At 73.8% G+C, this 13,747-nt stretch carries 12 protein-coding genes; 9 read left to right on the forward strand and 3 right to left on the reverse strand.

Going from position 1 to position 13,747, the window contains the following annotated elements:
- Positions 1–73 precede the first annotated feature (73 nt).
- Positions 74–1,333 (reverse strand): phosphatase PAP2 family protein, encoded by a 1,260-nt coding sequence (locus tag FRANEAN1_RS32085; protein WP_020463849.1) that lies wholly within the window; start codon positions 1,331–1,333, stop codon positions 74–76.
- A gap of 564 nt (positions 1,334–1,897) precedes the next feature.
- On the opposite strand from FRANEAN1_RS32085, the gene FRANEAN1_RS32090 reads away from it, so the two are divergent.
- Together FRANEAN1_RS32090 and FRANEAN1_RS32095 are read left to right on the forward strand one after the other, a co-directional pair.
- Positions 1,898–3,385, forward strand: a complete 1,488-nt coding sequence (locus tag FRANEAN1_RS32090; RefSeq protein ID WP_049795805.1) for an adenylate/guanylate cyclase domain-containing protein — start codon at positions 1,898–1,900, stop codon at positions 3,383–3,385.
- A 102-nt stretch (positions 3,386–3,487) separates the two neighbouring features.
- Positions 3,488–4,276 carry an SDR family oxidoreductase gene (locus FRANEAN1_RS32095; RefSeq protein WP_041256739.1) on the forward strand — a complete coding sequence of 263 codons (789 nt, stop codon included), beginning with the start codon at positions 3,488–3,490 and terminating at the stop codon, positions 4,274–4,276.
- A gap of 21 nt (positions 4,277–4,297) precedes the next feature.
- On the opposite strand, the gene FRANEAN1_RS32100 is transcribed toward FRANEAN1_RS32095, so the two are convergent.
- Positions 4,298–4,717: a hypothetical protein gene (locus FRANEAN1_RS32100; RefSeq protein ID WP_020463852.1), complete on the reverse strand. Its 420-nt coding sequence runs from the start codon at positions 4,715–4,717 to the stop codon at positions 4,298–4,300.
- A gap of 364 nt (positions 4,718–5,081) precedes the next feature.
- Between FRANEAN1_RS32100 and FRANEAN1_RS32105 the strand changes: the two genes are divergently transcribed.
- A complete protein-coding gene (locus FRANEAN1_RS32105) occupies positions 5,082–5,843 on the forward strand; it encodes a glucose 1-dehydrogenase (RefSeq protein WP_020463853.1) in 762 nt (253 codons plus the stop codon).
- 21 nt (positions 5,844–5,864) lie between these two features.
- On the opposite strand, the gene FRANEAN1_RS32110 is transcribed toward FRANEAN1_RS32105, so the two are convergent.
- Complete coding sequence (locus FRANEAN1_RS32110) at positions 5,865–6,746, reverse strand: TIGR03854 family LLM class F420-dependent oxidoreductase (RefSeq protein WP_020463854.1); 882 nt, start codon at positions 6,744–6,746, stop codon at positions 5,865–5,867.
- Positions 6,747–6,873: 127 nt separating this feature from the next.
- Here FRANEAN1_RS32110 and FRANEAN1_RS32115 point away from each other — a divergent pair, with 127 nt between their 5' ends.
- The 6 genes from FRANEAN1_RS32115 (at position 6,874) to FRANEAN1_RS32140 (ending at position 13,729) form a co-directional block, all read left to right on the forward strand.
- The gene (locus tag FRANEAN1_RS32115) at positions 6,874–7,074 is read left to right on the forward strand and encodes a hypothetical protein (protein ID WP_041255018.1); all 201 of its coding nucleotides are present in this window, start codon (positions 6,874–6,876) and stop codon (positions 7,072–7,074) included.
- Complete coding sequence (locus tag FRANEAN1_RS32120; RefSeq protein WP_041255019.1) at positions 7,071–7,562, forward strand: hypothetical protein; 492 nt, start codon at positions 7,071–7,073, stop codon at positions 7,560–7,562. The genes FRANEAN1_RS32115 and FRANEAN1_RS32120 overlap by 4 nt, the downstream gene beginning before the upstream one ends.
- A 278-nt stretch (positions 7,563–7,840) precedes the next feature.
- Positions 7,841–9,724 (forward strand): hypothetical protein, encoded by a 1,884-nt coding sequence (locus tag FRANEAN1_RS32125; RefSeq protein WP_020463855.1) that lies wholly within the window; start codon positions 7,841–7,843, stop codon positions 9,722–9,724.
- Positions 9,725–10,113: 389 nt separating this feature from the next.
- Positions 10,114–11,301 carry a TAXI family TRAP transporter solute-binding subunit gene (locus FRANEAN1_RS32130; protein WP_020463856.1) on the forward strand — a complete coding sequence of 396 codons (1,188 nt, stop codon included), beginning with the start codon at positions 10,114–10,116 and terminating at the stop codon, positions 11,299–11,301.
- 93 nt (positions 11,302–11,394) lie between these two features.
- Positions 11,395–12,939 carry a serine/threonine-protein kinase gene (locus FRANEAN1_RS32135; RefSeq protein WP_020463857.1) on the forward strand — a complete coding sequence of 515 codons (1,545 nt, stop codon included), beginning with the start codon at positions 11,395–11,397 and terminating at the stop codon, positions 12,937–12,939.
- Positions 12,940–13,438: 499 nt separating this feature from the next.
- On the forward strand, positions 13,439–13,729 hold the full coding sequence (locus FRANEAN1_RS32140; RefSeq protein WP_020463858.1) for a hypothetical protein: 291 nt from the start codon (positions 13,439–13,441) through the stop codon (positions 13,727–13,729).
- The last annotated feature ends 18 nt before the right edge of the window (positions 13,730–13,747 follow it).

Genomic DNA, 13,747 nt, shown 5'->3' on the forward strand with positions numbered 1-13,747 from the left:
ATCACGACGTCGACGGTCTCCACACTGCCTCCGAAGATGCGGGTGGCCGCGGGACTCCCACGGCCGTATCACGCTACGTAACGGCCGACACGGGATCGGCGTGCGCAGTCGGCCTGTCCCCCGGGGCATTCCCGGTTCCGGGGCTCTCGAGCCCGTGCTGGGGCGGCACTGCCGGCTCCGCAGGTACCGCCGGCTCCACGGGCGCTGATGACTGCGTGGGCACTGCCGGCTCCGCGGGCACGACCGCCAAGGGCACGACCGCCGGAGGCACCGCCGAGACACCCGGGGACACAGCCGAGACCTCCGCGGACCCCGCGGATGCGGCCGGCCGCGGGGCCACGGCCGGCCGGAACCCGAGGCTCACCAGGGCGGGCTGCTCCGGCACCGGGCGACGGCGGCCGACGAGCAGCACCGCGCCCGCGACCAGGGTGCCGCCCACGATGCCGTCCAGCCAGAAGTGGTTGGCGGTCAGCACGACCACGGCGACGGTCGCCAGCGGCTGGATCACCGCGAGCCAGCGCATCCGGTGGCGCAGGATGGTGACCACCGCCCACGCCTCGAGGATCGCCCACCCCACGTGCAGACTGGGCATCGCGGCGTACTGGTTGGCGACCCCGCCGCTGCCCTTCCCGTACGGTGACGGCCCGAAGAGCATGCCGGTGTCGACCAGGCCGACCGACGAGTCGACCCGTGGGAGGAAACGCGGCGGCGCGAGCGGGTAGAGCAGGTGGATCCCCAGGCCGGCGCCCGTCGCCAGGATGATCACGTTGCGGACTCGGCGCCAGTGGTCGCGGTGCCGGGCGAACACCCACACCAGCAGCAGGATAGCCGCCGGGAAGTGGACGCCGACGTAGTACCAGTTCGCCCCGTGCGGCAGCCACTGGTGCGCCAGCGCGACGCCCTGCAGCGAGGCCTCGTCGGGCAGGCGCAGGAACCGCTCCAGCCGCCAGACGTCAACAGCGTGCCCGAGTGCGTCGGGCTCGCGGCCGGTAGCCAGGTGCCGGCTCAGGCTGTAGCCGACGTAGAGCAGCCCGAGCAGGATGACCTGGCCCACCGTGTAGGCGAGCAGGCCGAGCCGCGCTCCCGCCCACCGCGGGCGCACCCGCTCGAAGGCGTGCGAGGGCCACGACCCGACGCGGGCGAGCCAGGCCACGGCCCCCGCCCCGGCGGGCGGCGCGTCACCCAGGCCGGGCGGCGCGCCGGCGTGCGCCGCGCCGGCGCGGCGCGCGGACGCGGCGGCTGGTGGTGGCGTGAAGGGAATCAGCCCAGGCAACGCCACCGGTACGGCCGCGGGTCGCTGCCGTGGCAGCGCGGCCGAAGGAGCCCCGACCATGTTTCCCCTCCTCGTCGACGCGTTCCGGACCCGCCACAAGGACGGGCCCACCGCACCGGACGTGACACCTGGCAGCCGCCCCCGTAGACCAACACTCGGCAAACCAACGCCACACGGCAACCGATTTCGCTCGGCAACCGTTACCGCCGGACGACCGATGACGCTGGGCGCCACGGACACGACGCCCTGAGTGTCGCCGACAGGTCCGACAGTTCCCGGGCGCCGCCGTCCCCGGCTGTGCGCGGCCTCGACGGGCGTGGGCCGCGACCTGTCAGAGTGTCGGCGTTTCGGCCCGGAAAGGCAGTGGTGCCAGCCCCCCGATCGCGATGGGGTCACCGCCCCGGCCTTGGTACGGCTCGGTTCGGGCCCAACGGGCGGCCCCGGCACGCCCGGCAGGCGCCGAGGGCCGATCTAAGCCGCGAAAACCCAGGCCAGGACCCTGCCGGGCCCCTGCGAGCCGTCGCCGGTGGGGGCAGTCGGCCCGCCGAAGGTGGTGCCAGCACCCCCGCGCGGGTGACCCTGGCCTGCTGGCGACGGTGTAGGCGAACCGGGCTGAATGGAGCCATGGCGCGCAACGGCACGGCGGGCGACACCACACCAGGCCACAAAACAGGCAGCCACCGACCAACGGACGTGACCGGGAGCACCGGAGCGATCACCGTGCTGCTCGCCGACGACAACCTGATCGTCCGGGAGGGCGTGCGGGCGCTGCTCTCCCGCGTCGCCGACATCGCGGTCATCGGTGTCGCCGCTGACCACGACGAGCTGGTCCGCGCCGCCGCGCGGCTGCGCCCCAGGGTCGTCGTCACCGACATCCGGATGCCGCCGGACTTCACCGACGAGGGGGTCCGGGCGGCCCAGCGCATCCGGGCGGCGAGCCCGGCGACAGGCATCGTGCTGCTCTCCCAGTACGACGAGCCCGACTACGCGATCACACTGCTGCGTGACGGCCTGTCCGGCTACGCCTACCTGCTCAAGGAGCGGGTCGCCGACCCCGACCTGCTGGCGCGCGCCATCCGCGAGGTCGCCGGCGGCGGCTCCATGCTGGACCCGGACATCGTCGCCGCGGTGATAACGCCCGTCCGCGAGGCCGGGACGCTGACCCGCGAGCAGGAGGAGCTGCTGCGCGACGTCGCCCACGGGCGCCCCGTGGCCGCCATCGCCGCCGACCACGGCGACACCCCGGCCGCCGTCAACGCGGCGATCGACGCGCTGCTGCTGCGGCTCGCGCAGGGCGCGAGCTCGGGCCAGGCCGGCGCGCTGCGCCGCCTGCGCATGCTGCACGAGGCGCTGATGAAGCGTGAGGAACAGGACGTCGCCCTGACCAGGCTGCTCCCCAGCGGCCTGGCGCAGAAGCTGCGCGACGATGCCACCGCCGCGAGCCGCGCCGAACGCCTTGATGTCACCGTGCTCATGTCGGACGTCCGCGGCTACTCGGGCATCGCGCAGCGCACCGACCCGATGGTGCTGGCGCACCAGCTCGACGAGCACCGCCGGGAGATGAACGCGGCGATCCTCGCCGAGGGCGGCACCGTCCTGCAGTACGCCGGGGACGCGGTGATCGCTGTCTTCGGCGCGCCGGACCCGACCAGTGACCACCGCGAGCGTGCGGTGCGCGCCGCGGCCGCGATGCACCGGCGCCAACGCGGCCTGGACGAGCGGTGGACCAGGCGCCGGCTGGAGCCGTTCGGGCTGGGCATCGGGGTCTCCACCGGCGAGGTCGCGGCGGCCCTGCTGGGCTGCGACGCGCACCGGGAGTACACGCTGGTCGGGGACACGATGAACCTCGCGCAGCGGCTCCAGGCGATGGCGGAGGCGGGTGTCACGATCGTGAGCGCCGCGACCGCGGCGGCGCTGCCCGCCGACGTCGTCGTCCCCCTCGACCCGCGGCCGGTGAAGGGACGGGTCGGGGACGTCCGGGCCTACCGCGTCATCGCCGGCGGCGCCTCCGCCCCCATCCCCGTCCCCACTCCCGTCGTTCCGGCGCCTGCCCTCACCGCGCCGGTCCCGCGGCCGCGCCGCCGCCGTCTGCTGGCCCGCTCCGCCGCCTGAGCGGCGGGCACGAGCCCCGCCCCGATGGAAAATGGGCCCCGGAACGCAGGCCGGGGCCGCCGGGGAGATCCCCGGCTGATCGGGAGGGTCGTGATGACCGCGATGACTCAGCCGGAGCAGTCGGACGCGGGCAGGGGGGTCGCCGTCGTGACCGGGGGCAGCCGGGGCATCGGCGCCGCCTGCGCCCGCCTGCTGGCGCGGGCCGGGTGGACGGTCTGCGTCACCTACCGTTCGGACGAGGCCGCCGCGCAGGAGGTTGTCCGGGAGTGCGAGGCCGCCGCGCGGGCCCGCGGCACGCCGGCCGGGGCCGCCGCCGTCGCCGCGGACCTGGCCGATCCGGAACAGATCCCCGGGGTCTTCACCGCGGCCGACCGCCTCGGCCCGCTCACCGTCCTGGTGAACAACGCCGGGATCGTCGACCGCCAGATGCGGGTGGACGAGATGACCGCCGGCCGGCTGACCCGGATGTTCACCGTCAACACGGTCTCGTCGATCCTGTGCGCCGGGGAGGCCGTCCGCCGGATGTCGACCCGGCACGGCGGCACCGGCGGGTCGATCGTCAACATGTCGTCGGCGGCGGCCAGGCTCGGCAGCCCGGGGCTGTACGTCGACTACGCGGCGAGCAAGGGCGCGATCGACACGCTGACCCTCGGCCTGGCCAGGGAGGTCGCGGGCGAGGGCGTGCGGGTCAACGCGGTGCGCCCGGGGATCATCGCCACCGACATCCACACCAGCAGCGGGGACCCGGGGCGGCCCGCCCGGATGGCGGGCAGCATCCCGATCGGCCGCGTGGGCACCGCCGACGAGGTCGCCCAGGCCGTGGCCTGGCTGTGCTCGTCGGCCGCGTCCTACACGACCGGCGCGATCCTGGACGTCGCCGGCGGCCGTTGAACGAAGGCTGAACGGGCGCGGCTACCGGGCCGACGGGGGCCGGAACATGACCAGGGCGGTGGGGTTCCGGCGGGCGTAGCGCAGGGCCGCCCGCTCGCAGGAGCCGCTGACCCACTCCAGCGTCCAGTCGACGTTCACCAGGCCCACGACATCGGCGACGCGCTGCTGGAACTCGTCGTCGACCTCCTGCTCGGCGCTGCGGGAGGCATAGGCCACGCCCTCCATGCCGAAGGCTCCGTACATCCCGGCCGACCACCGGGCCCATCGCGTCCATCGGTCACGCACGGCGACCACGACTAAGCAGGAACCCATCCGCGCCGCGAGCTCCGCCGCGAGCAGGACATCGGCGAGATCTCCGGCGTCACCCGCGCGTAGGCCCACGATCACATGACTTCCCGTCGTTGTCCGCGCGGCGACTCGACGTCCCTCAGCCTGCTCCACGGTTCCTCCTCCGCCGGCGCCGTCCCGGTCGAGTTACCGCCGAGGATGGTGGCCACGATTGTGATGGGAAACACCAGAAAGGGGAAGTACCGAAGAGACCTGATTTTGTCGAACGCTCGTGGTTCACGCATCCGACCCGCCGTCCCTTCGGTCGCCCGCATGCGGGGACCTGCCCGTACCACGTGATCCGGGCTCCGTCCTCCTCTTTGTGCCCCGTCCCGATCGCTCGTACGCGGACCAGTCGCGGCCGGTCGCCGCGGAGCCGAGAATCCTGAGATCCGGGACGCGTGCGCCGAGCTCACCCAGCGGGCACGCGCCGTCCGTCCGGGTATGTCATCGCCGGTCACACGAAGGCGGAGAACAGATGTCGGTATTGGACAGATTCCGCCTCGACGGCAGGGTCGCCATCGTCACCGGGGCCTCGTCGGGGATCGGCGTCGGCTTCGCCCGCGGGCTCGCCCAGGCCGGCGCGGACGTCACTCTCGGTGCCCGGCGCACCGACCGGCTCGCCGCGACCGCCGCGCTGGTCGAGGCGGAAGGCCGCCGGGCCGCCGCCGTCGGCACCGACGTGGCCGACCCGGAGTCGTGCCGGAACCTCGTCACGGCCGCCATGGACACCTTCGGGCGGGTCGACATCCTGGTCAACAACGCCGGGGTCGGTTCGGCCCACCCGGCGCTGCGGGAGACCCCGGAGCAGTTCCGCTCGGTCATCGACGTCAACCTCAACGGCTGCTACTGGATGGCCCAGGCCGCCGCGGCCGTCATGCAGCCGGGCAGCAGCATCATCAACATCTCCAGCGTGCTCGGCCTGACGACGGCCGGCCTCCCGCAGGCCGCCTATTCGGCCAGTAAGGCGGCCCTGCTCGGGCTGACCCGCGACCTCGCCCAGCAGTGGACGGGCCGGCGCGGGATCCGCGTGAACGCCCTGGCCCCCGGGTTCTTCGAGTCCGAGATGACCGACCAGTACCTGCCCGGGTACCTGGAGAGCCAGTCGGCACGGATCCTCGCCGGCCGCTTCGGCGACCTTGAGGAGCTGACCGCCGCGCTGGTCTTCCTCGCCTCCGACGCCGGCGGCTACGTCACCGGACAGACCCTCGTCGTCGACGGCGGTGTCTCCATCACCTGACCGCGCTGCTCAGGGAGCCGGTCAGGTCTCCAACGGCATGAGCTCGCGGGCGAACCCCTCGAGGAACTCCGGCCAGCCGGCGGAGTCGATCAGCGGGTACACGACGAACTTGCTCACCCCGGCGTCCACATACCGGGCGACGAGCTCGCGCGCCTCCGCCCACCCGCGCGGGACGAGGTCGGCGGGATCGCGCTCGGGACGCCGCCCCCGCAGCGCCGCCGCCGTCGCCCCGGGAACCTCCCCGAACGCGATCCGCAGGCTCAGCCCGTGGTGCTCCGGATCGACCTCGCGCCCGGCCTGCGCGGCGGCCGTGTTGATCGCGGCGATGCCCGCGGCGGCCTCGGCGGGGTCGACCAGACTGGCCAGCCAGCCGTCCCCGTACCGACCGATGCGGCGCAGCGCGGCCGGCGCGGCCCCGCCGAGCCAGATGTCGAGCGGACGGTCCGGGCGGTCCCCGATCCCGATGTCGGTGACGTCGAAGAACTCGCCGTGGAAGGTCACCGTCTCCTCGGCGAGCATCCGGCGCAGGAGCTGGAGCGCCTCGTCGAACACCGCGCCGCGCCGCCCGGCCGGCACCGGGAAGGCGTCACGCTCGGACGGGCGGGCCGGCCCGAGCCCGAGCACCGGCAGGACCCGCCGCGGCGCCAGCGCGGCCATGGTGGCCAGCTGCTTGGCCAGCAGGACGGGGTTGCGGCCGGGGAGAACGGCGACCCCGGTGCCCACCTTGATCGAGCTGGTGCGGCCCAGGGCGTACGCCATGCCGGCGAGCGGGTCGACGCTCGCGGCGGAGAGCTGCTCGGAAAGCCACAACGAATCCACACCGAGTGCCTCGGCCGTGTCGACCCGGGCGGCGAACTCCCGGCCGGGGACGGCGGCGAACCCGACACCGATGCGAACCTTCATACGGTCAGCCTAGGTCGAAGCGCCCCACGGGGCCCCGCGCCGGGGGTCCCGGGTAGCCCACTCGCCCCGGCGAGACAGGCAAATCGGGGCATTGACCCCAGCGGGAATCCCGGAGGACCGTCGTCTGATGGGCGACGTCGGCAAGCCGGAACGCATCGTCGAGGACGAACCGATCGGATTCCCGGAACAGGAGCCGCTGACGGCTCCCGCACCGGTCCCCGCGCCACCGGCAACCGCACCACCGGCACCGGCACCGGCCGAACCGGAGAAGGAGCCGGCCCCCACCGGGCTGGCGGGGCAGGACGGCCGCGTGCCGCTCCCGCGGTGAGCCTGCTCGGGTGGCGCCAGTGGGCGGTCGACTCCGACGGCCTGCTGCGCCCCGCCTGGACCCCCTGGTCACCGTTCCCGCCCGAGTTCCTGCTGTGGCGCCCGGACGGCCTGACCCAGGCGCACTGCCTGCGCACCGACGATTCCGGGCAGGAGCAGCACGACCGCCTGCCGGGCGACGACTGCGTGTGCGGCCTCTACGCCTGGCGTGATCCGTCCCTGCTGGTGACGGCACGGCTGCCCCGGTGGACGAGATGCCCCTGCGTGATCGGCGTGGCGCGGCTCGGCGGGCGGGTGGTCGTCGCCGAGCGCGGCTACCGGGCGCAGCTGGGCTACCCGGTCGCGGTGTTCGACCCCCGCGGCGTCGTCTCGCCCCGGTACGCGGTCGCGCGTTACCGCAGGTGGCCGGCCCTGGTCGCCGAGTGGCACGCCGCGGGGCCCCGCGGCGGCGAGCAGGCCGGCGCACACCCTGACGAGACGGGCGAGTAGCCCGATGACCGATGGGCGCGGCCCGGGAGCACCCACCGAGGAACGGTCACCCCACGTGACTTTGGCATGGCCGATACCTGAACGGGGGTAGCCAGAAGTGTCTTTGCGCCCGTAGAACGTCACACGTGGCGACAAAGATCGCGCGCCGGCCGGCTAGGGTCAGACCAGCACGCACCGGCACGATGCGCGCATAACCGGGTCTGGTCGCGGTAGATCGCTCCCGGGCCGGGGGCGCGCCCGGCCCCGGGTGGCGCGACGGCGCGCAGCGAGGGGGAACCGTGCGGACAACCGGCACCGCGGCGGATCCCGCTGACCCCGCCGAGCCGAGCGACCCCCTCCCCGCGGATCCCCTCCCCCCTGATCCCGTCCCCGCTGATCCCGTCCCCGCCGGTGCGCGGCGGGACGGGCCGCGGCCGAGTCACCGGCACCGACGTCAGCGGCGCCGCCGGCGCCCGCTGGGCCGCGCGGGCCTGGTCCCGGCGGCGGTCCTCGCGGGGTACCTCGCGCTCGCTGTCGCCGTCTTCCGTGCCGCGTGGGCCGATCCCGGCGGCGTGGTTTACGGCTACAGCGACTCGGTGCTGTTCGCGTGGTACCTGGGCTGGGTCCCGCACGCCCTGTCCGCAGGCATCGACCCGTTCGTCACCTCGTACCTGAACGCCCCGACCGGCACGAACATCCTGTGGAGCACGCCCGTCCCGCTGCTCGGGCTGGTGACCGCGCCGGTGACCGCGCTGTTCGGCCCCGTCGTCTCGCTCACCCTGCTGCTGACACTGGCGCCGGCGCTCTCCGCGTTCGCCCTGTTCTGGGTGCTGCGGCGCTGGGTGCCGGCGCCGCCGGCCGCCGTCGCCGGCCTGCTCTACGGCTTCGGCCCGTACATGGTCGGCGAGTCGTACGGGCATCTGCATCTCACCTTCGCGGTCTTCCCGCCGCTGCTGCTGCTCCTGCTCGACGACCTGATCGTGCGCCGGCGCCCACCGGGGCGCACCGGCGTGCTGCTCGGCCTGGCGGTCGCTGCCCAGGCCATGATCAGCGAGGAGGTGCTGGCCACCGCCGCGCTGCTCGGCGCGCTCGGGCTCGCCATCGCCGGGCTGGCCCACCGCGCCGCCGTCCGCGCGCGGGCGGGTGCGCTGCTGCGGGGCCTGGCGGCCTGCGGCACGACGGCCGGGACGCTGCTCGCCTGGCCGCTGACCGCGCAGTTCCTCGGCGACCAGCGGGTCCACGGCAACATCCAGCCGCACAACGTCGCGGTGTCCGATCTGCTGACCTTCGTCACGCCGACCCCAGCCCAGCGGATCGCACCCGACGTGGCGCTGCGGCACAGCCTGCGTTTCACCGGCAACGCGGTCGAGGTGACCGGCTACCTCGGGCTTCCCCTGCTGCTCGGGGTGGCCGCGATCGCCGTCCGGTTCCGCCGCGAGCCGCTGGTGGCGGTGTTCGCCCCGCTCGGCGCGGTGACGGCGCTGCTCTCCCTGGGCGGCCACCTGCACGTGGACGGACGGGTCACCGGCATCCGCCTGCCCTGGCTGCCGCTGGAGAACCTCCCGGTGATCAGCAGCGCGCTCCCGTCCCGGCTCGCGCTGTATCTGGCGATGTCCGTGGCGATCGTCCTCGCGGTGGGCCTGACCCGCGTCGCCGCGTCCGCCCGGTTCCCGCGGCCGGTCACCCGGGCCGGGCTCGTGCTGCTCACCGCGGTGATGCTGGCGCCGCTCGTGCCGCGCAGCCACGTGGCGACACCGGCCGCCACGCCCGCCTTCTTCACCGGCGACGCCGTCCGCGCGGTTCCCGAGGGATCGACGGCGCTGGTGCTGCCCTACCCCTATCCGGCCCGCACCGAGGCGATGCTCTGGCAGGCCGAGGCGGGCTACCGGTTCCGGCTCCCGGGCTGCTACTGCACCGTCCCGGGCCCGGACGGGCGCGCCGTCTTCAACGCGTGGACCGACCCGCTCAACGGCGCGCTGGTCGCGGTCGAGCAGGGCCGGTCGGACGCGGCGGCCGCGCTGGCCGATCCCGCCGTGCAGGCCGCCTTCGACCGGCTCGCGCCCGCCGCGGTGATCCTCGGCCCGAGCGCGAACCGGGACGAGCTCGCCCGGCTGGTGACCGGCCTGGCCGGCGCCGGGCCGGCGGACGTCGACGGGGTCCAGCTGTGGCTGACAGCGCCCTGATCACCACCTTGTGATCACCATTGGCGCCCCGGTATGTCTGGGATGTCCCACCAGTGCGACGCGCTGTGACCAGGTGTCCGGTGTTCGACACCCAAAGCGCGGGACAGGACCCGGACCCGGCTGTTGACTGCCGGTTAATCGCCGGTCGATAGCCTGCGGCGCAACGTTTCGGCGTCCGGTTCGGACGTGTCCGCTCCGGACAGTGTCGGGTACGGACGGTCGTTCTCCGGGGACAACTCGCGGCGTCCCCGGAAATCGCGTGGCCGCCGGCCACGCCGGGCGGGCGCCCGCCGTTGTTCGGCAACGAACAGTACGCGGAGGACGACGGACGGCGCGATTTCGGGTCGTCGCGGGCTCAGCAGACGCGATCGGACGCGGAAGGACGAGGGTTGCCCACGGAATCCAGGCTCGGCCGGTCGGGGCGCGGCCAGTCGGGCGCAACGCTGACGACCCTGCAGCGGGTCACGGTCGTCGGCCTTGTGGCGCTCTCCGCCGCGGTGGCGATCGGCCTCGGACTGACCGCCCGCGACGACCCGCCGGGCACGGCCTGGCCGCCGGGGCGGCAGGCGACGTCCTGCCACGACGTGAAGATCTTCACCGGCCAGGTGGGATCGCCCTACAACCGGTTCGCGCGGGTGCTGCGCACCCGGCTGCAGGCCGCGCCCGAGCACTGGGACGTCGAGGTCGTCCCGACCGGCGGCTCCGCGGAGAACATCTACCACCTGGAGGAACAGCAGTACCGGACGTGCTCGCTGGCGCTGGCCCAGCTCGGCACGACCGTGGACGCCGGGTCGGCGGTCAACCAGTTCTCGCCCCAGCGGGGCGGCCACCTCGTCGAGGGGCTGCGCACGCTCGGGCCCGCCCACGACGACCTCCTCCACGTGATCGTCCGCGCGCCCGGGGGCAGCCCGCCCGGCACCGGCGCGGACGTGCGAACCTTCACCGACCTCTGCGACCGGACCATCGCCGCCGGGCCGCAGAACTCGGGCACTCGCCAGATCGGTGATGTGCTCCTCCGCGTCGGCCTGCCGAGCACGTGCACCCCCCGACTGGAGGACGCCTCCATCGACGACGGGCTGCGGCTGCTGGTCGCCGGCGCCGTGGACGCGGTGTTCTGGGCCGGGGGCGCCGGCACCGAGCGCATCCGGACCGAGCTCGCCAACGGCGCGAAACTACAGGTCCTCAACCTGGGGCAGTTCCGCGACGCGATCACCGCGGACTGGGAGAAGGTCTACCACCCGTCTGGGCGGTACTTCTCCGGAACGGTCTTCCCCCCGGGGCATCTCGGGCCACAGGACTACCCGGGAATGAGCGACGTGGACACCGTCTCGCTGCCCAACGGCGTCCTGGCGCACGAACAGGCCGATCCGGCGCTGGTCCGGCGGGCGACGGCCGACCTCTTCGCCGATCCGGCCGAATACGAGCGGGCGCTGTGGGGCGACAACCCCGCCGCCCGCCACGTCCCGGACGCGCTGACCGTCTACGAAAGCCCGCTGTTCTGCTACGTCCCGCTGCATCCGGCCGCCGCCGAGTACTACCAGCTCGAGTTTCGCCGCGGGCCCGACTGTGGCCGGTAGCGGCGCGGCGGTGGCAGTGACGCCGACGGCGACGGCGACCGCGGCCGTGGCCGTGACGGCGGCGGCCCGGCTCCGGCCGCGCGGGGGTGGGCCGTGCTGAGCCCGCTGACCGACTCCGACCCCCGCGCCATCGGCCCCTACCGGCTGTACAACCGGATCGGCGCCGGCGGGATGGGCATCGTCTACCTCGGGTTCAGCCCCGACGACCAGCCGGTCGCGGTGAAGGTCCCGAACCCGCAGCACGCCACCGACCCGGAGTTCCGCGCCCGGTTCCGGGCCGAGGTGTCCGCAGCGCGGGGGGTGCGCGGCCCCACCGTCGCCCGGGTCATCAACGCCGAGGTGAACGGCCCGCAGCCGTGGCTGGCCACCGAGTACGTGCAGGGCCCGAGCCTGAACGCGGCGGTGAGCGACGGCTGCCCGCTGGTAGACCGCCAGCTCGACACGCTCGCCGTCGGGCTGGCCCAGGCGCTCGTCGCCATCCACCAGGCCGGGGTGGTGCACCGCGACCTCAAACCGGCGAACATCGTGATGTCCTGGTCCGGCCCGAAGGTCATCGACTTCGGGGTGGCCCGCTCCGCCGACTACAGCGGTTACACCCGGGCCGGTGAGGTCGTCGGCACCGTCGCCTGGATGGCACCGGAGCAGATCCGCGGGCAGACCGCGGGACCCGCGGCGGACGTCCACGCCTGGGCCCTCTGCGTCGGGTTCGCCGCGACCGGCCGCCGGCTCTTCCGCGGCGACACCCAGGAGATCGTCGCGCTGCACATCAGCTCCACGCGGCCCGACCTGAGCGACATCCCCGAGCGCCTGCTCGGGCCGATCCGCGCCGCCCTGGACAAGTCGCCACACGACCGCCCCGACGCCCAGGACCTCCTCACCATGCTGACCGGCGACGGCCGGCGAGCGGGGTCGGCCGACGAAAGCCGGACAGCCCGCTCCGACCCCGACCCCGACCCCGGGTCCGGCTCCGAGGCAGACGCCGACCGGACCCGGGCGACGATCTCGATCGGGCCGGGCACCAACCCACCTCCCGTCATCGCGCGCATTCCCGACCCCCGCGGTCGTCCCGTCCCACCCGCCGTTCTCCCCACCTCCGGTTCCGCGGCGCCGCCCGACTCCCCCAGCCAGCTCAACTCCCCCAGCCAGCCGAGTTTCCCCAGCCGGCCCGGCTCCGGCTGGCAGCGGGATCCTGCCGAACGACCGAGTTCCGCGGCGCTGCCGGTGTGGTTTCTCCTGCTGCTGTTGGCCGCGGTGGGCCTGACGGGCGCCGCCCTGCTCGGGGCCGCCGCGGCCGGTGTCGCGGCCGGCGTCACCGGGCCGGTCGGCGCGGGCGGGGTCGCCGCGGCCTGCGCCCACGCCCTCGCCCCGGCCCACGGACGGCGCGCCCTAACCGCTGTTCTAGCGGCCGCCGTCGGCGCGGCGGGCGGTCTCGTACTCGCCCGGCTCGCCGGCTTCGGCGCACCGCTACCCGTCCTGACCGAAATCGCGACGGCCTGTCTGCTGGCGAGCGCCGTAGCAGTCGTGATGGCGGGCCCGCCCGGCACCCCGCACGAGATGCCCTCGCCTCCAGGCGACCGACCGAGCATCGAGGGTCCGCCTGAAACCGCGGTTCCTGAACCGGAGCGGCGACCGAGGTAGCTACGATCAGGAAGTCCTGTCTCCCGGACCGCGTCCCTGATGGCTATCTCCGACTCGCCACTCGACGAACACCTCGCCGAGGTACTCCTTGGTCTGGTCGGTCAGATAGCCCCGGACGTCCTCACCGAGTGGCCTCAGCGCGTGTGCGAGGACTTCCGGATGCAGCCCGGGTGCCGGGCAGATGAATACGGCCAGGATTCGCAGGGCACGAAGAAGATCTTCGTAGCAGGCTCAACGGCGGCACGGCGTTCTTCAGCGCCTCGAAGAGAGCCGACCAGACCCTGTCCACCACGCCATCAGCTGCCTCGATGACCTGGATGATTCCGACGATGTGGCAGGACTTCGACGGCTCCCTTGCCGTGACGGACTCCAAGCTGACGATCACGATCGATCCGGGTGAGGTGCACACCGATGCGGAGTGGTGGGTGGCGCCCCTGGTCAGTTTCATCATCGTGGGAGTAATGCTCTTCGTCCGGGCGGCGCGCATTGTCTTCGCAGAATGGTTCACCGGTATCGCGAATATCTACCTCGCGGGGAAACAGCGCGGCTGGAGGGCCTGGCGCTGCGGGTCCTGCCGCTGGGTGACTCGATCACCTACGGGGTCGGAACGCCGGACAATTCCAGTTACCGGGCGCGGCTGTGGGACCTGCTGGACGACGATGCGGACGACCTGGACTTCGTCGGCTCCCAGGACACCGGCACGCTGCCCGACACCGACAACGAAGGGCACCCCCGGCTGGACGATCAGCCAGATCAACTCCATCGCCCCCTGTACGGTCCGCACCTATAAGCCGAACTCGGAATCCGG

The organism is Parafrankia sp. EAN1pec (assembly GCF_000018005.1).
Classification (GTDB): domain Bacteria; phylum Actinomycetota; class Actinomycetes; order Frankiales; family Frankiaceae; genus Parafrankia; species Parafrankia soli.

What these genes read in the sequence shown, in the direction of transcription:
- FRANEAN1_RS32085 (WP_020463849.1), bottom strand. Translation starts at nt 1,333, where the DNA reads ATGGTCGGGGCTCCTTCGGCCGCGCTGCCACGGCAGCGACCCGCGGCC.
- FRANEAN1_RS32110 (WP_020463854.1), bottom strand. Translation starts at nt 6,746, where the DNA reads ATGAAGGTTCGCATCGGTGTCGGGTTCGCCGCCGTCCCCGGCCGGGAG.
- FRANEAN1_RS32095 (WP_041256739.1), top strand. Translation starts at nt 3,488, where the DNA reads ATGACTCAGCCGGAGCAGTCGGACGCGGGCAGGGGGGTCGCCGTCGTG.
- FRANEAN1_RS32090 (WP_049795805.1), top strand. Translation starts at nt 1,898, where the DNA reads ATGGCGCGCAACGGCACGGCGGGCGACACCACACCAGGCCACAAAACA.
- FRANEAN1_RS32115 (WP_041255018.1), top strand. Translation starts at nt 6,874, where the DNA reads ATGGGCGACGTCGGCAAGCCGGAACGCATCGTCGAGGACGAACCGATC.
- FRANEAN1_RS32105 (WP_020463853.1), top strand. Translation starts at nt 5,082, where the DNA reads ATGTCGGTATTGGACAGATTCCGCCTCGACGGCAGGGTCGCCATCGTC.
- FRANEAN1_RS32140 (WP_020463858.1), top strand. Translation starts at nt 13,439, where the DNA reads ATGGTTCACCGGTATCGCGAATATCTACCTCGCGGGGAAACAGCGCGG.